A 16,777-nucleotide genomic window follows, 5' to 3' on the forward strand; every position below is an offset into this window, starting at 1 on the left:
CTCAGGTGAACTGAAAGGTATCGGCATCCAGATTTGCCGGGAAGCGCTTGCGATAAGCCGCCAGTTCCGCCGCATCCAGAACCACCTGAAACACCCCATCCGCCTCACCGGCGCTAAGCAAGGTTTCGCCCTGGAAATCCAGCACCTGGCTGTCGCCGGTATAGGCGAAGCCCTTGCCATCGGTGCCCACCCGATTCACCGCCGCCACGTAGCAGAGGTTTTCGATTGCGCGCGCCGGCAACAGGCGATTCCAGTGCTGACGCCGTGCGCCAGGCCAGTTGGCGGTGTACAGCAGCAAATCGGTGTCCTGAGCATCGCGGCTCCACACCGGGAAGCGCAGGTCATAGCAAATCAACGGCCGGACCCGCCAGCCTTTGAGCTCGAACTGTACCTGGCGCTCGCCCGGAGTGAAGTGATTGTGCTCACCGGCCATGCGGAACAGATGGCGCTTGTCGTAGTGCCAGACTTCACCGTCGGGACGCGCCCACAACAGGCGATTGCGATGACTGCCATCGGCGGCCTGGACGATCAGGCTGCCGGTAATCACCGCATCGAGTTTTTTCGCCTGGCTGCGCAACCACTTGCTGGTAGGACCGTTTTCCGGCTCGGCGAGGGTCTCGGACTCCATGGAAAAACCGGTGGTGAACATCTCCGGCAGGATGATCAGATCTGCGCCCCGGGCTTGTTCCAGCAGTTGCTCGAAATGTTCGAAGTTGGCCTGACGGTCATGCCAGGCCAGCGTCGTCTGAATCAGCGCGACGTTAAGGTTGGGTAATGCACTCAGATCACGCATAGTTTTTCCGCCGCTTCACGCAGCGTCTCCTCACGCTTGGCAAAACACAGGCGTACCAGACGCTGCCCTTGCGGTGGGTTCTGGTAGAACACCGAGACCGGAATTGTCGCCACGCCGTGCTCGCGGGTCATCCATAGCGCCATGTCGACATCATTGAGGTCCGGGCGAATCTGCGAGTAGTCGACCAACTGGAAATAGGTGCCGGCGACTCGAGTGAAACTGAACCGCGAAGGCATCAGCAAATCGCAGAACAGATCGCGCTTGGCCTGGTAGAACGCAGGCAGTTCCTCGACATGCTCAGGGTGCTCGGCCATGAAGTCGGCCAAGGCATACTGCAACGGCGTCACGCCGCAGAAGCTCACGTACTGATGCACTTTACGCAGCTCGGCGGTGAGCGCCGGCGGTGCGACCACGTAGCCGGTTTTCCAGCCCGTGACGTGGTAAGTCTTGCCGAACGAACTGACCACAAAAGCCCGCTGATACAGTTCCTCATGGGCCAGTACGCTGGCATGGGGCACACCGTCGAACACCAGGTGCTCATAGACCTCGTCGCTGATCAGGTAGATGTCGCGATCGCGGATCAAGTCTGCCAGTTGATCCAGTTCGGCCCGACTGATCAGCGCGCCACTGGGGTTGTGTGGAGAATTGAGGATGATCATCCGCGTACGCGGGCTCAGCGCTTCGCCGAGCTTCTGCCAGTCGATGGCGAAATCATTCAGACCCAACTGCACATGCACGCACCGGCCACCGGCGAGTTCCACCGAGGGCTCATAGCTGTCGTAGCTCGGGTCGAACACTATGACTTCATCACCGGGGTGGATCAGCGCTTGAATGGCACAGAAAATCGCCTGAGTCGCGCCGGGGGTGATGGTCACTTCAGTGTCGGCGTCCACTGTGCAGCCATAGCTGCGGGCGATCTTGGCCGCGACTTGCTGGCGCAGCGCTGGCAGGCCGGTCATCGGTGCATACTGGTTGTGGCCGCTGGCGATATGCCGGCCAACGGCATCACGCAGGGCCTTGGGGCCGTCGAAATCGGGGAAGCCCTGGGACAGATTGAGCGCGCCGGTTTCCACCGCGAGCTGCGACATACGAGTGAAGATGGTAGTGCCGACATTCGGCAGCTTGCTGGTGATCATCGGTGGTTCCCTGCTCGACACCCGGCTCTACGGCGGCACGGGAGAGCCCGAGGATAGCCCATCCGACGCCCATAAAAAAAGGGCGCCCTGGTGAGCACCCCTTTCATTACCGAACCTTGTAGGAGCTGCCGCAGGCTGCGATCTTTTCAGCAATCACACCGCCGAAGATCAAAAGATCGCAGGCTCCGCCAGCTCCTACAAAATCAGCGTTTGTCTTTACGCTTCTTCTCGGCCTTCTTGTGGTGAGTCATCAAACGACGCTTCTTGTTGACCTGGCGGTCGGTGAGCGTGTTCTTCAGGCCTTCGTACGGGTTCTCGCCACCTTTGAACTCGATACGGATCGGCGTGCCGACCAGTTTCAAGACACGGCGGTAAGTGTTTTCCAGGTAACGGACGTAGGATTTCGGAACCTTTTCCACCTGGTTACCGTGGATCACGATAATCGGCGGGTTGGCACCACCCAAGTGGGCATAACGCAGCTTGATCCGACGGTTGTTGACCATCGGTGGCGCGTGCTCGCCGACCGCATCTTCAAGGATCTGGGTCAGGCGGTTGGTCGGCCAGCGGGTGACCGCGGACTTGAACGAGTTCTGCACCGACTGATACAGGTTACCCACACCCGTGCCGTGCAAGGCCGAGATGAAGTGGATGTCGGCGAAGTCGACGAAGAACAACCGACGTTGCAGCTCGATCTTCACGAACTCGCGTTCGCTTGGCTCCATGCCATCCCACTTGTTCAGTGCGATAACCAGCGCGCGACCAGCTTCCAGGACGAAGCCCAGCAGGTTGAGGTCGTGGTCGACCACACCTTCGCGGGCGTCCATGACGAACACCACCACGTTGGCGTCTTTGATCGCCTGCAGGGTTTTCACCACCGAGAACTTTTCAACTTCCTCGTGGATCTTGCCGCGCTTGCGCACACCGGCGGTATCGATCAGCGTGTACTTCTCTTCGTTACGCTCGAAGGGAATGTAGATGCTATCGCGGGTGGTGCCGGGCTCGTCATACACGATAACCCGGTCTTCACCGAGCATACGGTTGACCAGGGTCGACTTGCCGACGTTCGGACGACCGATGATGGCGATCTTGATACCGTCTTTTTCGCTCGGGCCTGGAATGCGCTTGGCTTCCTGACCTTCGGCAACGATTTCTTCTTCGCCTTCCAGCGGTTCTTCTTCGTCTTTCGGGAAATCGCGCAGGCAGATTTCCAGCATCTGCGTGATGCCACGGCCGTGGGCACCGGCGATCGGGATCGCGTCGCCCATGCCCAATGGGCTGAACTCGGCGCGGGCCATCTCAGGGTCGATGTTGTCGACCTTGTTGGCGACCACATAGGAACGCTTGCCGCGCTTGCGCAGGTGCTCGCCAATCATTTGATCGGCAGCAGTGAAACCGGCGCGGGCGTCTACCAGGAACAGGACGACATCGGCTTCTTCAATGGCCAGCAGCGACTGCTCGGCCATCTTTTCGTCCATGCCATGCTCGTCACCGGAGATACCGCCGGTGTCGACCAGAATGTAGGAACGCCCTTGCCACTTTGCCTCACCGTACTGGCGATCACGGGTCAGACCGGACAAGTCGCCAACAATGGCGTCACGGGTCCTGGTCAGGCGGTTGAACAAGGTGGACTTGCCGACGTTCGGTCGGCCCACCAGGGCGATTACGGGAACCATGCGGCTCTCCACTTCGTTATTTCAGAAAATACAAAAGCCGCTGCTGGGCAGCGGCTGGTGCTCGGGGCAATCACTGTGGTGCTTTTTGTGGGAGCGAGCCTGCTCGCGAAAAACGCATAGGCACCGCGTTCATCCAGGCCGCAAACGTAATCGTTGACGTCCATCGCGAGCAGGCTCGCTCCCACATTCATTCCCACAGGTGAAGCCGCTTGGGGGTTAAACCCCAAGCATAGTTCTTACTTGATGGTCAGGGCTTCCAGCGTGCCACTGTTGCCATACACATAAATCGTATCATCCACTACCAGCGGACGCGCACGCAGGCCATCGCTGTCGATGCGCTCACGACCGACGAAACGGCCATCCACCTGGCTCAACAGGTGCAGGTAGCCTTCCATGTCACCGACTGCGACGTAGCTGGAAAACACTTCCGGTGCCGAGAGTTGACGGCGGGCCAGCGAGTCGTTGGTCCACAACGCCGTAGTGGAACGCTCGTCGACGCCCTCCATGGTGCCCGAGGCCAGGCTCACGTAAACGCTGCCAAAACCTTGAGCGACGCCTGCATAGCTGGAAGCATCACGCTGCCAGAGCGGACGACCGCTATCCAGATCCAAAGCCGTAACGCGACCTTGATAGCTGGCAACATACAGGGTGCTGCCGGACAACAGCAGACCACCGTCGATGTCGACCACGCGATCCAGCTCCGAACGACCTTGCGGGATGGCAACGCGTTGTTCCCAGACCGGCACGCCGTTCGAGATATCCAGCGCGACCACTTTACCGGTCGACAAGCCGGCAACCGCCAGGCGGTTGGTGACGATCGGCGCACTGGTACCGCGCAGGGTCAGGACCGCCGGAGTGCTGTCGTAGACCCAGCGTTGATTGCCAGTGGCGGCGTCGAGGCCGATCAGACGGTCATCCTGAGTCTGAATCACCACCACGTCACCGTTGGTGGCAGGCGGCGCGAGTACTTCACTGGTCACGCGAGCGCGCCATTTCTCTTCACCGCTGCTCGAATCCAGCGCTACCACTTCGCCTTTCAGCGTACCGATCATGACCAGCCCGTAACCCACGCCAACGGCGCCGGAAACAGGCAGTTCGAGATCTTTCTTCCATTTCACGTCGCCGTTGCTGCGATCCAGCGCCATGACCACGCCGGTGACATCGCCTGCGTAGATAGTGTCGCCATCAATAGCCGGCACCAACATGTTGTAGGTTTTGCCCTGGCCATCACCGATCGAACGGCTCCACTGCTTCTGCAGGACCACTTCTTCCTTGAAGTCGACCAGCTCAGCCGGTGGCAATTCTTTTTTGCTGTTGCTGCTGCAACCCGCGGCCAGAACGGCCAGAGCCAGCAATGCTGCATGTTTCCAACGAATCACGTCACGCATCCCCTTTGGCCAGGTCGTCCAGCTTGATTTGTAAGCCACCAACCGCCGCCTCATCGGACAACGCAGCCTTGGCCTTTTGATACGCAGCATAGGCTTCGTCGGTACGACCCAACTGGACCAGCAGGTCACCCTTAAGCTCTTCACGAGTGGCCAGGAATGCCTTGTCGGTATCGCCTTCGAGCAGTTTCAGGGCTTCGTCGGTCTTGTTCTGTGCTGCCAGCACCTGAGCCAGGCGCTGACGGGCGACTTCACCCAGGGTCGGGTTGGCCGGTTTGTCGGCCACGGCCTTGAGTTCCTTCACCGCGTCATCCAGCTTGCCGGTTTCGACCGCGACTTTCGCCACGAACAGGCTGCCGTACTGGGCGTAGGCGCTGCCGCCAAACTCGTTGTTCAACTTGCCGGCCAGGTCCGCAACGCGGGCGGGATCAGGCTTGCCGTCTGGGGTCAGGGTGGTTTCCAGCAATTGCTGATAGAGCATCGAGGCGCCTTGCGCCTGGTTGTTCTGATACTTCTGAAAAGCCTGCCAGCCGAACACGATGACCAGCGCCAACAGGCCGCCAGTGAGCAGAGGTTTGCCGTTACGCGTCCACCAGTCCTTCAAATCCGCCAGTTGTTCATCTTCGCTACTCGACACCCCAATACTCCTTATTCGCTAAATCGGCTGTTTGACAGCTTCAACCCTGCACGACGCAGGTGGCCAGGTGTGCAGCAAGCGCATCCCAGGCAATGCTTTGTTGTTCGCCCTGGCCACGCAGTGGCTTGAAACCTACCACCTGACGGGACAATTCGTCGTCACCGAGAATCAGTGCATACAGCGCACCGCTCTTGTCGGCTTTCTTGAACTGGCTTTTGAAGCTGCCGGCGCCGGCATTGATCTGCAGGCGCAGGTTCGGCAATTGATCGCGTACCCGCTCGCTCAAGGTCAGGGCCGCAAGTTCGGCGGCTTCACCGAAGGCGCACAGGTAGACATCGACCTGACGGGAGATTTCTTCCGGGATCTTTTCCAGGGTTTCCAGCAGCAGTACCAGACGCTCGATACCCATGGCGAAACCTACGCCCGGGGTCGGCTTGCCGCCCATCTGCTCGACCAGGCCGTCGTAACGGCCACCGGCACAGACCGTGCCCTGGGCGCCCAGTTGATCGGTGACCCATTCGAAGACGGTCTTGCTGTAGTAATCCAGCCCGCGCACCAGCTTCGGGTTGATCACATATGGAATACCGGCAGCATCCAGGCGAGCCTTGAGGCCCTCGAAGTGCACGCGGGATTCTTCGTCCAGGTAATCGGCCATTTTCGGCGCGTCTGCCAGCACGGCTTGAGTCTCGGCGTTCTTGGTATCGAGCACACGCAACGGGTTGGTTTTCAACCGGCGCTGGCTGTCTTCATCCAGTTGATCCAGGCGAGCCGAGAGGTACTCCACCAGCGCTTCGCGATAACGACCGCGGGACTCGCTGGTGCCCAGGCTGTTGAGCTCGAGCTTGACCGCCTCACGGATGCCCAGCTCGCCCCACAGGCGCCAGGTCAACACGATCAGCTCGGCATCGATGTCCGGACCGTCGAGGTTGAAGACTTCGCAACCGATCTGGTGGAACTGGCGATAACGGCCTTTCTGCGGACGCTCGTGACGGAACATCGGGCCGATGTACCAGAGTTTCTGCACCTGGCCACCGCCGGTGATGCCGTGCTCGAGCACTGCGCGCACGCAGGCCGCGGTGCCCTCGGGGCGCAGCGTCAGGGAATCACCGTTGCGGTCGGCGAAGGTGTACATCTCTTTTTCGACGATGTCGGTCACTTCACCGATGGAGCGCTTGAACAGCTCAGTGAATTCAACGATCGGCATCCGGATCTGCTTGTAACCGTAGTTATCCAGCAGACGCGAGACGGTACCTTCGAAATGACGCCACAGGGGAGTCTGCTCGGGCAGGATGTCGTTCATGCCACGAATGGCTTGCAAAGACTTACTCACTTAAAATCCTTAAATTCGTTCGGCTCTTTAGTCAGGCTCAGCCGCGCGCGATAAGCGCTGCGTCGGCTTCGACCTTTTCGGCCGCTTTCTGGCGGATCAGCCGTTCCAGCTCATCCACCAGATTGTCATTCGTCAATTTCTGCGCCGGTTTACCGTCGATATAAATCAGGTTCGGTGTACCACCGGTCAGGCCGATATGCGCCTCTTTGGCTTCACCCGGACCGTTCACCACGCAACCGATCACCGCGACATCCAGCGGCACCAGCAGATCTTCAAGGCGCACTTCCAGTTCATTCATGGTTTTCACCACATCGAAGTTCTGCCGCGAACAGCTTGGGCAGGCGATGAAGTTGATACCACGGGACCGCAGGTGCAGGGATTTGAGAATGTCGTAGCCGACCTTCACTTCCTCGACCGGGTCGGCCGCCAGCGAGATGCGGATAGTATCGCCAATCCCGTCGGCCAGCAGCATACCGAGGCCCACGGCAGATTTCACCGTGCCTGAACGCAAACCACCGGCTTCGGTGATGCCCAGGTGCAGCGGTTGCACGATTTCCTTGGCCAGCAGGCGATAGGCTTCGACGGCCATGAACACATCGGAGGCCTTTACGCTGACCTTGAAGTCCTTGAAATTCAGGTGCTCAAGGTGTTCGACGTGACGCAGTGCAGACTCCACCAACGCGGCCGGGGTCGGCTCGCCGTATTTCTTCTGCAGGTCTTTTTCCAGGGAACCGGCGTTGACCCCGATACGGATCGGGATCCCGCGATCGCGCGCGGCATCGACCACGGCCCGCACCCGATCTTCACGACCGATGTTGCCCGGGTTGATCCGCAGGCAGTCGACACCCAGTTCGGCCACGCGCAGAGCGATCCGGTAGTCGAAGTGGATATCGGCAACCAACGGCACCTTGACCAGTTGCTTGATCCGGCCAAAGGCTTCGGCGGCGTCCATATCGGGCACCGAAATGCGCACGATATCGACACCGGCGGCTTCCAGGCGGTTGATCTGGGCGACGGTGGCCGCGACATCATTGGTGTCGCTGTTGGTCATGCTCTGCACCGCGATCGGCGCATCGCCGCCCACCGGTACCGAGCCGACCCAGATCTTGCGGGACTCGCGACGTTTGATTGGAGATTCGCCGTGCATGACTTATTGACCTAACTTCAGGCGAGCGGTTTCGCCACTGGTGAACGGAGCGAGATTGACCGGCTGCCCGTTGTAGCTGATCTGCACGCCACGGGCATAACCCAGGCGTACCGAAAGGGGTGGCTTGCCGCTGAGTTCGAGATTTTCGCCCTTGCGCTTGAGACCACTCAACAGCACTTTGCCGGTGCCATCGGTGACCTGCGCCCAGCAATCAGCAACGAACTGCAGACGCACCTGGCCGGCACCGGCGACGGGTGCAGCTGCTGCCGGTGCAGTCTGTGCAACCGGCGCGGGCGCAACAGCCGCCGCAACCACCGGTGCTGCCGGGGCGGCAGGTGCCACAGGTGCTGCAACGACGGGAGCCGGAGCGGTTGGCGCTCCGGCTGGAGTCTCCACCGTTGTTTCAGCCGAATTGGCCTGCACGTCGGCGGGTGACTGGCCGGGCAGCGCGAGACTGGTCTGGCCTTCGGTCTGAGCTTCGACAACGGCCTGGTCTTCCGGCTCGTCGATCGGGTGGATCTGCGTGGTGCCATCGGCGCCTTCGACTTCGACGTGCTCCTGATTGAGGCCGACCAGCTCCTTGGGACGCAGCGAGGTCTGATCCTGCCACCAGATAAAGCCGCCGCCGATCACCGCAATCAGCAACAGCAGGCTGACAATACGCAAGATGGTGTGGGAAACCCGTACCGGCTCTTCGATGCGCCCCAGGCTGTGCACGGCGCTGCCCTGGGAGTCGGTACCGGTGTAGTGGTCGAAATTCTGCACCAACGCGGTCTGGTCCATGCCGAGCAATTTGGCATAAGCACGAATGTAGCCGCGGGCAAAGGTGTGCCCTGGCAGCTTGTCGAAAGCACCGGTCTCAAGGTTGCTCAATGAAGCCACGGTGAGATTGAGCTTCAAAGCCACTTCCGCCAGCGACCAGCCATTGCTTTCGCGGGCCTGACGCAAGGTCTCACCGGGGTTTACGCGAGTCGCTGCTACAACTTCGGGATGCGCCGCTTTCATCATTGCTCCGACAGGTATTGCTGATATTCCGGCGTACCGGGATAGAGTCGTTTTAATTGCAGGCCTGCACTTGCGGCCTTGTCGCGATCTTCGAAGACTTTGGCCAGCCGAACGCCGAGCAATAGACTACGTGCATTTTGCTCGGTCAGCTGGCTAAAACGGTCGTAATAGTCGCGTGCGGGCACATAATGCCTGTCTTCGAAGGACAACTCAGCCATTTCCAGCAGCGCGCGAGGTTGTTGACGGTTCAGGCGCAGGGCTTTTTCCAGCTGCTTGCGGGCCAATTCACGCTGGCCGAGCTTCGAGGCGGTCATGCCCAGGTTCTCGAAAACCCGCGAACGCTCAGGATAAAGGCTATCGGCGGCGGCCTGTTCAAAGCGCTCGTAGGCGTCTTTGTAACTTTTTTCTTCGAAGAGAAAACTGCCGTAGTTATTCAGGATACGCGCATCACCGGGTCGTGCGGACAACGCTTTGCGAAAGTGCTGGTCGGCGAGCTCCGGCTCCATCTCGGCCTGAAACACCAGCGCCAGTGCCGCATTGGCATCCGGGTCCGAATCATCCAGGTCGAGGGCTTTCTTGAGCGGGACTTTCGCCCGTTCGGTCATGCCCTGCTGCAGATAGCCCAACCCCAATTGCACGTACGCCCCACGCGCCTCGTCCCGGCCCTTGCTCGTCTTCAGCGGATTGAAATCACCCGACAGAACACAGCCAGTCAACAGACTGGCGAATAGCACGAGCAGCGCGACGCGCAAGGTCATGGAGATCCTCTCTCAGGTACGATTCGCAGCGCTTTGCGGCATATCGGACTCGGCGCTCAACTCACGCACGGCGATATAACGTTCGCTGCGACGGGTGCGATCCAGCACCTGCCCTACCAATTGGCCACACGCGGCATCAATGTCTTCACCGCGGGTGGTGCGTACGGTGACATTAAAGCCTGCATGGTGAAGCTGATCCTGGAAACGGCGAATCGCGTTGTTGCTCGGGCGCTCGTAACCGGAATGGGGAAACGGGTTGAACGGGATCAGGTTGATCTTGCACGGGACGTTCTTGAGCAACTCGATCATTTCCACCGCGTGCTCGACCTTGTCATTGATGTCTTTGAGCAAGGTGTACTCGATGGTCAGTACACGCTTCTCGCCCAGGGTCGCCATGTAGCGCTGGCACGACTCGAGGAGCATCTTAAGCGGATATTTCTTGTTGATCGGCACCAATTGGTTACGCAATGCGTCATTCGGTGCGTGCAGCGACAACGCCAGGGAAACGTCAATGTGCTTGGCCAGCTCATCGATCATCGGCACCACGCCAGAGGTGGACAGCGTCACCCGTCGCTTGGAGATGCCATAGCCCAGGTCATCCATCATCAGATGCATGGCGGCCACGACGTTGTCGAAGTTCAGCAGCGGCTCACCCATGCCCATCATCACCACGTTGGTGATGGCACGGTCGGCGGTCGCCGGGATGCTGCCAAACGATTTGTTGGCAATCCACACCTGGCCGATGACTTCGGCGGCGGTGAGGTTGCTATTGAAGCCTTGCTTGCCGGTGGAGCAGAAACTGCAATCCAGGGCACAGCCTGCCTGGGACGAAACGCACAACGTGCCACGTTTGCCCTGGGGAATGTAAACGGTCTCGACGCAGCTGCCGGACGCCACGCGCACCACCCATTTACGGGTGCCGTCGGTGGAAATATCCTCGCTGACGACTTCCGGACCACGAATTTCAGCAACGACCTTGAGCTTTTCGCGCAAGGCCTTGCTGACGTTCGTCATGGCGTCGAAATCATCGACGCCAAGGTGGTGAATCCACTTCATTACCTGACCGGCACGGAAGCGCTTCTCCCCGATCGAGTCGAAGAATTTTTCCATTTCCAGCTGAGTCAGACCCAACAGGTTAGTTTTGCCAGTCGATGTAGTCATGGATTCATCCTCACTCAGCGGCCTTAGGCCTTTTGAGCGACTGCTTCAACAGCAGGGAAAAAGAAAGCGATTTCACGTGCAGCAGCAGCTTCCGAGTCGGAACCGTGTACAGCGTTGGCGTCGATGGACTCAGCGAAGTCAGCACGGATGGTGCCGGCAGCAGCTTCTTTAGGGTTGGTAGCGCCCATCAGCTCGCGGTTCTTGGCGATAGCGTCTTCGCCTTCCAGGACCTGAACAACAACCGGGCCGGAGATCATGAAGGCTACCAGGTCACCGAAGAAACCACGGGCGCTGTGCTCAGCGTAGAAGCCTTCTGCTTCTTCTTTGGTCAGTTGCTTCTGCTCGGAAGCAACAACTTTCAGGCCTGCTGCTTCAAAACGGGCAACGATCTGGTCAGCAACGCCTTTTGCAACGGCGTCAGGCTTGATGATGGAGAAAGTACGTTGAACAGCCATGATGTAACTCCAGAAACGGTAATTTGTGAAAAATTAAACCCGCGAATTATACGCGGGTTCTTTGGTATTGCCTAACTGCTTACGGGTCGCGACCTCTGCCCTCTGTAGGAGCTGGCAAAGGCTGCGATCCTTTGATCCTGGTCTTGCGCTTGAGATTCAAGTGGCATTGGAAAAGATCGCAGCCTCGCTTCGCTCGTCAGCTCCTACTCTGCTTCTTCGATCCAGGCAGTCTGAATGGCCTCGAGAACTTTCTCGCCGCCACGCTTGGGATCATCACTGAAATCCGGCAATTCCAGAACCCAGCGATGCAAATCGACGAAGTTGACCGACAACGGATCCACATCCGGCTTGCTTTCAGCCAGTTGGATCGCGATTTCCAGCACATCAACCCATTTAAGACTCATGACGGTTCCTTGAATCAGTGCGGCGCTTCGGCCGCATGGTTGAGCGAGTATTTCGGAATTTCGATGGTCAGGTCTTCAGTCCCGACGACCGCCTGGCAGGTCAGGCGCGACTGCGCTTCCAGACCCCAGGCCCGATCAAGATAGTCCTCTTCCAGCTCATCGGCCTCATTCAGCGAGTCAAAACCTTCGCGAATGATGCAGTGACAGGTGGTGCAGGCACAGACACCGCCGCAGGCGCTCTCCAGCTCGATATGGTTGTCATGGGCCACTTCGAGAATGGATTTACCCGTCTCGGCCTCTACAACCATACCGTCCGGGCAATGCTCGGCGTGTGGCAGAAAAATGATCTGCGGCATCAATTATTCCTCAATTTCATTCAGGTTGCGCCCCGCCAGAGCAGCTTTCACCGTCGAGTCCAGGCGGCGGGCCGCAAAGGCATCGGTCACTTGCGACAGACGCTTGGTCTGCTGCTCGATGGCATAACCATCGGTGCCGCGCATCAATTCACTCAATTCTTTCATCTGCAGCTCGATGACCATGCGCTCTTCGGCATCGAGCAGGCGTTCGCCGTCGACATCAAGGGCGCCCTGCACCGCTTCGATCAAGCGCTGGGCATCGACCTGCTGTTCACGCAGCACGCGGGCAACCTTGTCGTCGTTGGCGTGCTGGAAGGAATCCTTGAGCATCTTGGCGATTTCGCCGTCGGTCAGACCGTAAGACGGCTTGACCTGAATGCTGGCCTCCACGCCCGAACCCAATTCGCGGGCCGCGACACTGAGCAGACCGTCGGCATCGACCTGGAAGGTCACGCGGATCTTCGCCGCACCGGCCACCATCGCCGGAATCCCGCGTAATTCGAAGCGCGCCAGGGAGCGGCAGTCGCTGATCAGCTCGCGCTCGCCCTGCAACACATGGATCGCCATGGCCGACTGGCCATCTTTGTAAGTAGTGAAGTCCTGGGCGCGGGCAACGGGGATGGTGGTATTGCGCGGAATCACCTTCTCCATCAGGCCGCCCATGGTTTCCAGCCCGAGGGACAACGGAATCACGTCGAGCAGCAACAGTTCGTCGCCATCACGCTTGTTGCCGGCCAGGGTATCGGCCTGGATCGCAGCACCAATGGCCACCACTTGATCCGGATCGATTTCAGTCAGCGGTTCGCGACCAAAGGCTTGCGCGACAGCTTCGCGAACGCGAGGCACGCGAGTCGAGCCGCCGACCATGACCACCGCGTGCACTTCTTCCAGCTCGATACCGGAATCGCGCACAGCGCGGCGGCAGGCTTTCAGACTGCGGGCGACCATCGGCTCGATCAGCGCATTGAAGGCTTCACGGGTCAATTGGGCCTTCCAGTCGCCATAAGCGACTTCAACCGCCGCGGCATTGGTCAGGGCTTCCTTGGCCGCACAAGCGGTTTGCAGCAGATTGCGTTGCGCACCCGGATCGAGGTCAGCCGACAGACCGGCGCTCTCGATGATCCAGCCGGCGATCGCGTGGTCGAAGTCATCGCCGCCCAGGGCGCTGTCGCCGCCGGTGGCCAGGACTTCAAACACACCGCCGGTCAGGCGCAGAATCGAAATATCGAAGGTACCGCCACCCAGGTCATAAATGGCCACCAGGCCTTCGGCGTGCTGATCCAGACCGTAAGCGACAGCGGCGGCGGTCGGCTCATTGAGCAAGCGCAGCACGTTCAGGCCGGCCAGTTTGGCCGCATCCTTGGTGGCTTGACGCTGAGCATCGTCGAAATAGGCCGGAACGGTGATCACCGCCCCCACCAGTTCGCCACCCAAGGCCTCTTCAGCGCGCTGACGCAGCACCTTGAGGATATCGGCGGAGACCTCGACCGGGCTTTTCGGGCCCTGGATCGTATCGATGAACGGCATGTGCGACTCGCCGTCGACGAAGCGGTACGGCAATTGTTCACCAAGCTGCTTGACGTCGGACAGACCACGACCCATCAAGCGTTTGACCGACAACACGGTATTGAGCGGGTCGCTTGCAGCGGCCAGCCTGGCCGACATGCCGACTTCAATGCGATCAGCGTGATAGCGCACCGCGGACGGCAGAATGACCTGCCCGTCAGCGTCGGCCAGAGGCTCGGAAAGACCACTGCGCAATGCAGCGACCAGCGAATTGGTAGTGCCCAAGTCGATCCCGACAGCCAGGCGACGCTGGTGCGGTTGAGGACTTTGGCCGGGTTCGGCGATCTGCAGTAGGGCCATCGTTATCAGGACTTATCTGTATATCAGGCGTGCGACCGAGGCGGCACTGGGTTAATCGTCGAGGCGCTCTTCTAACTGGCGCACTTCGTAGGTGAGCTTGTCGAGGAACTGCATGCGTCGCATCAGGCGTTCGGCCTGCTCACGTTGCGCTGCATCATCCCAACAGGCTGCGAAGCTTTCGTTCAGTTCATCCTGAGCGACCTTCAGGCGGCGCTTGAACACGGCAATGCCGGCCAGGTCGGCGCTGTCTTGCAGGTCTTCGAGCTCTTCACGCAACTCCATCTGCTGCAGAAGAAACGCCGGATCATGCACCGTGACCTCCAGCGGCAGCTCATGACCGCCCAGGGCGAGCAAATAACGCGCGCGCTTTGGGGGACTTTTGAGCGTCTGGTAGGCCTCGTTGAGGCTCGCGGATTGCTCTAGCGCCAGCCGCTGCTCGCGCTCGGAAGCGTCTGCAAAGCGGTCCGGATGAACGCCGCGCGCCAACTCACGGTAGCGCGTGGCCAACTGCTCGAGATCCAGACGGAAACTCGGCCGCAGTTCAAATAAAGCGAAATGACAAGGAGTACCCACAAGCAGCCTCAGATGTTGAAGCTTTCGCCGCAGCCACATTCACCGCGCACGTTGGGGTTGTTGAACTTGAAGCCTTCGTTCAACCCTTCCTTGACGAAATCGAGTTCGGTGCCGTCCAGGTAAGCCAGGCTTTTCGGGTCGATAATCACTTTCTCGCCGTGACTTTCGAACACCTGATCGTCTGCAACCACCTCGTCGACAAACTCCAGCACGTAGGCAAGACCGGAACAGCCTGTGGTGCGAACACCCAGACGAATCCCTTCACCTTTGCCGCGCCCATTGAGGGAGCGTCGCACGTGTTGAGCAGCCGCTTCTGTCATGCTGATAGCCATCGGTGACTCCTTACTCGTCGCCAAATCTTGAAAGTCAGCTCAAGCCTTTCTTCTGCTTGTAATCGCGAACGGCCGCCTTGATAGCGTCTTCAGCGAGTACCGAGCAGTGAATTTTTACTGGCGGCAGGGCCAGTTCTTCAGCCAGCTGAGTGTTCTTGATGGTCTCTGCTTCATCCAGAGTCTTGCCTTTCATCCACTCGGTCGCCAGGGAGCTGGAGGCGATAGCCGAACCGCAACCATAGGTCTTGAACTTGGCGTCTTCGATGATGCCTTGCTCGTTGACCTTGATTTGCAGGCGCATAACGTCGCCGCAAGCCGGAGCGCCGACCATGCCGGTGCCGACATCAGGATCTTCCGCGTCCATCTTGCCGACGTTGCGCGGGTTCTCGTAGTGGTCGATGACCTTTTCGCTGTAAGCCATGTTCTTATTCCTCACTCATCAGTTAGTCGCTCTTCGGGCTCTACCAAGTCGCTGTGTTCGGCAGCTTCACAGAGCCCGTTTACGGCAACTTAAATTCAGTGCGCTGCCCACTCGATTTTCGAGATGTCGACGCCGTCTTTGTACATGTCCCACAGCGGCGACAGAGTGCGCAGCTTGGTAACAGCCTCGCAGACTTTCTGCGCGGCGTAGTCGATTTCTTCTTCGGTGGTGAAGCGGCCGAAAGTGAAGCGGATCGAGCTGTGTGCCAGTTCGTCGTTGCGGCCCAGGGCGCGCAGCACGTACGAAGGCTCAAGCGATGCCGAAGTACAGGCCGAACCGGAGGAAACCGCCAGATCCTTGAGCGCCATGATCAGCGACTCGCCTTCAACGTAGTTGAAGCTCAGGTTCAGGTTGTGCGGTACACGGGAAGTCATGCTGCCGTTGATGTACAGCTCTTCCAGGCCTTCGACCTGCTTGAAGAAACGGTCGCTCAGGGCTTTGATCCGCACGTTCTCGGCAGCCATGTCTTCCTTGGCTACACGGAAGGCTTCGCCCATGCCGACGATCTGGTGAGTCGCCAGGGTGCCGGAGCGCATGCCACGTTCGTGACCGCCACCGTGCATGGCCGCTTCAATGCGAACACGCGGCTTGCGGCTCACGTACAGCGCGCCGATGCCTTTAGGGCCGTAGGTCTTGTGGGCCGAGAAGGACATCAGGTCGACTTTCAGCTTCTGCAGGTCGATGTCGACCTTGCCAGTGGACTGCGCGGCGTCAACGTGGAACATGATCCCTTTGGAACGGGTCAGTTCGCCGATCGCTGCGATGTCGTTGATGGTGCCGATTTCGTTGTTCACGTGCATGACCGAAACCAGGATGGTGTCGTCGCGCAGGGCGGCTTCAATCATCTCAGGCGTGACCAGACCATCAGTGCGAGGCTCGATGTAGGTCACTTCGAAGCCTTCACGCTCCAGTTGGCGCATGGTGTCGAGGACAGCCTTGTGCTCAATCTTGGTGGTGATCAGGTGCTTGCCTTTGGTGGCATAGAAATGCGCGACACCCTTGATTGCCAGGTTGTCGGACTCGGTGGCACCGGAGGTCCAGACGATTTCACGCGGGTCGGCGTTAACCAGATCAGCGACCTGGCGACGCGCATTTTCCACGGACTCTTCAGCTTTCCAGCCGAACACGTGGGAACGGGACGCCGGGTTACCGAAGTTTCCGTCGACCAGCAGGCATTCACTCATCTTTTGCGCGACACGCGGATCAACCGGGGTGGTCGCAGAGTAATCAAGGTAAATCGGCAATTTCATGGACTATCTCCTAAATCAGGCTGGCTGGCGTGCCG

18 protein-coding genes are annotated in these 16,777 nt (G+C 59.3%); all 18 read right to left on the reverse strand.

What is annotated here, in order from left to right; all coding sequences use genetic code 11:
- Position 1: 1 nt before the first annotated feature.
- The gene (locus F8N85_RS01790) at positions 2–793 is read right to left on the reverse strand and encodes an amidohydrolase (protein ID WP_150801981.1); all 792 of its coding nucleotides are present in this window, start codon (positions 791–793) and stop codon (positions 2–4) included.
- Positions 781–1,929, reverse strand: coding sequence for a pyridoxal phosphate-dependent aminotransferase (locus F8N85_RS01795; protein WP_150801982.1), 1,149 nt, complete (start codon positions 1,927–1,929; stop codon positions 781–783). Before F8N85_RS01795 ends, F8N85_RS01790 begins: the two co-directional genes overlap by 13 nt.
- A gap of 203 nt (positions 1,930–2,132) precedes the next feature.
- Positions 2,133–3,602, reverse strand: coding sequence for a ribosome biogenesis GTPase Der (gene der / locus F8N85_RS01800; protein WP_150801983.1), 1,470 nt, complete (start codon positions 3,600–3,602; stop codon positions 2,133–2,135).
- A 236-nt stretch (positions 3,603–3,838) separates the two neighbouring features.
- Positions 3,839–4,990, reverse strand: coding sequence for an outer membrane protein assembly factor BamB (gene bamB, locus F8N85_RS01805; protein WP_150801984.1), 1,152 nt, complete (start codon positions 4,988–4,990; stop codon positions 3,839–3,841).
- Entirely contained in the window at positions 4,983–5,624 is a 642-nt protein-coding gene (locus F8N85_RS01810) for a tetratricopeptide repeat protein (protein WP_150801985.1), read from the reverse strand. The genes bamB and F8N85_RS01810 overlap by 8 nt, the downstream gene beginning before the upstream one ends.
- 40 nt (positions 5,625–5,664) lie before the next feature.
- Positions 5,665–6,954 (reverse strand): histidine--tRNA ligase, encoded by a 1,290-nt coding sequence (gene hisS / locus F8N85_RS01815; RefSeq protein WP_150801986.1) that lies wholly within the window; start codon positions 6,952–6,954, stop codon positions 5,665–5,667.
- Positions 6,955–6,991: 37 nt separating this feature from the next.
- Positions 6,992–8,101 carry a flavodoxin-dependent (E)-4-hydroxy-3-methylbut-2-enyl-diphosphate synthase gene (ispG, locus tag F8N85_RS01820; RefSeq protein WP_150801987.1) on the reverse strand — a complete coding sequence of 370 codons (1,110 nt, stop codon included), beginning with the start codon at positions 8,099–8,101 and terminating at the stop codon, positions 6,992–6,994.
- A gap of 3 nt (positions 8,102–8,104) precedes the next feature.
- Complete coding sequence (locus F8N85_RS01825; protein ID WP_150801988.1) at positions 8,105–9,106, reverse strand: helix-turn-helix domain-containing protein; 1,002 nt, start codon at positions 9,104–9,106, stop codon at positions 8,105–8,107.
- Positions 9,106–9,864, reverse strand: coding sequence for a type IV pilus biogenesis/stability protein PilW (gene pilW / locus F8N85_RS01830; RefSeq protein WP_150801989.1), 759 nt, complete (start codon positions 9,862–9,864; stop codon positions 9,106–9,108). Before pilW ends, F8N85_RS01825 begins: the two co-directional genes overlap by 1 nt.
- 12 nt (positions 9,865–9,876) lie before the next feature.
- Entirely contained in the window at positions 9,877–11,025 is a 1,149-nt protein-coding gene (gene rlmN, locus F8N85_RS01835) for a 23S rRNA (adenine(2503)-C(2))-methyltransferase RlmN (RefSeq protein ID WP_150801990.1), read from the reverse strand.
- 23 nt (positions 11,026–11,048) lie between these two features.
- Entirely contained in the window at positions 11,049–11,480 is a 432-nt protein-coding gene (gene ndk / locus F8N85_RS01840; RefSeq protein WP_150801991.1) for a nucleoside-diphosphate kinase, read from the reverse strand.
- 203 nt (positions 11,481–11,683) lie between these two features.
- Complete coding sequence (gene iscX / locus F8N85_RS01845; RefSeq protein WP_150801992.1) at positions 11,684–11,884, reverse strand: Fe-S cluster assembly protein IscX; 201 nt, start codon at positions 11,882–11,884, stop codon at positions 11,684–11,686.
- Between the two features lie 14 nt (positions 11,885–11,898).
- Complete coding sequence (fdx, locus tag F8N85_RS01850) at positions 11,899–12,240, reverse strand: ISC system 2Fe-2S type ferredoxin (protein WP_150801993.1); 342 nt, start codon at positions 12,238–12,240, stop codon at positions 11,899–11,901.
- 3 nt (positions 12,241–12,243) lie between these two features.
- Positions 12,244–14,106, reverse strand: a complete 1,863-nt coding sequence (hscA, locus tag F8N85_RS01855) for a Fe-S protein assembly chaperone HscA (RefSeq protein ID WP_150801994.1) — start codon at positions 14,104–14,106, stop codon at positions 12,244–12,246.
- A gap of 51 nt (positions 14,107–14,157) precedes the next feature.
- Positions 14,158–14,679 carry a co-chaperone HscB gene (hscB, locus tag F8N85_RS01860; protein ID WP_150801995.1) on the reverse strand — a complete coding sequence of 174 codons (522 nt, stop codon included), beginning with the start codon at positions 14,677–14,679 and terminating at the stop codon, positions 14,158–14,160.
- A gap of 8 nt (positions 14,680–14,687) precedes the next feature.
- The gene (gene iscA / locus F8N85_RS01865; RefSeq protein WP_145015127.1) at positions 14,688–15,011 is read right to left on the reverse strand and encodes an iron-sulfur cluster assembly protein IscA; all 324 of its coding nucleotides are present in this window, start codon (positions 15,009–15,011) and stop codon (positions 14,688–14,690) included.
- Positions 15,012–15,045: 34 nt separating this feature from the next.
- Positions 15,046–15,432: a Fe-S cluster assembly scaffold IscU gene (gene iscU / locus F8N85_RS01870; protein ID WP_150801996.1), complete on the reverse strand. Its 387-nt coding sequence runs from the start codon at positions 15,430–15,432 to the stop codon at positions 15,046–15,048.
- Between the two features lie 95 nt (positions 15,433–15,527).
- Complete coding sequence (locus F8N85_RS01875) at positions 15,528–16,742, reverse strand: IscS subfamily cysteine desulfurase (RefSeq protein WP_150801997.1); 1,215 nt, start codon at positions 16,740–16,742, stop codon at positions 15,528–15,530.
- Positions 16,743–16,777 lie beyond the last annotated feature (35 nt).

It is taken from the genome of Pseudomonas fluorescens, assembly GCF_902497875.1.
Classification (GTDB): domain Bacteria; phylum Pseudomonadota; class Gammaproteobacteria; order Pseudomonadales; family Pseudomonadaceae; genus Aquipseudomonas; species Aquipseudomonas fluorescens_BR.

Bases quoted from the DNA above. Each gene is read 5' to 3' on its own strand.
- rlmN (WP_150801990.1), bottom strand. From the start codon at position 11,025: ATGACTACATCGACTGGCAAAACTAACCTGTTGGGTCTGACTCAGCTG.
- F8N85_RS01790 (WP_150801981.1), bottom strand. From the start codon at position 793: ATGCGTGATCTGAGTGCATTACCCAACCTTAACGTCGCGCTGATTCAG.
- ndk (WP_150801991.1), bottom strand. From the start codon at position 11,480: ATGGCTGTTCAACGTACTTTCTCCATCATCAAGCCTGACGCCGTTGCA.
- pilW (WP_150801989.1), bottom strand. From the start codon at position 9,864: ATGACCTTGCGCGTCGCGCTGCTCGTGCTATTCGCCAGTCTGTTGACT.
- iscU (WP_150801996.1), bottom strand. From the start codon at position 15,432: ATGGCTTACAGCGAAAAGGTCATCGACCACTACGAGAACCCGCGCAAC.
- F8N85_RS01875 (WP_150801997.1), bottom strand. From the start codon at position 16,742: ATGAAATTGCCGATTTACCTTGATTACTCTGCGACCACCCCGGTTGAT.
- iscX (WP_150801992.1), bottom strand. From the start codon at position 11,884: ATGAGTCTTAAATGGGTTGATGTGCTGGAAATCGCGATCCAACTGGCT.
- der (WP_150801983.1), bottom strand. From the start codon at position 3,602: ATGGTTCCCGTAATCGCCCTGGTGGGCCGACCGAACGTCGGCAAGTCC.
- hscA (WP_150801994.1), bottom strand. From the start codon at position 14,106: ATGGCCCTACTGCAGATCGCCGAACCCGGCCAAAGTCCTCAACCGCAC.
- iscA (WP_145015127.1), bottom strand. From the start codon at position 15,011: ATGGCTATCAGCATGACAGAAGCGGCTGCTCAACACGTGCGACGCTCC.
- ispG (WP_150801987.1), bottom strand. From the start codon at position 8,101: ATGCACGGCGAATCTCCAATCAAACGTCGCGAGTCCCGCAAGATCTGG.
- bamB (WP_150801984.1), bottom strand. From the start codon at position 4,990: ATGCGTGACGTGATTCGTTGGAAACATGCAGCATTGCTGGCTCTGGCC.
- F8N85_RS01795 (WP_150801982.1), bottom strand. From the start codon at position 1,929: ATGATCACCAGCAAGCTGCCGAATGTCGGCACTACCATCTTCACTCGT.
- fdx (WP_150801993.1), bottom strand. From the start codon at position 12,240: ATGCCGCAGATCATTTTTCTGCCACACGCCGAGCATTGCCCGGACGGT.
- F8N85_RS01825 (WP_150801988.1), bottom strand. From the start codon at position 9,106: ATGAAAGCGGCGCATCCCGAAGTTGTAGCAGCGACTCGCGTAAACCCC.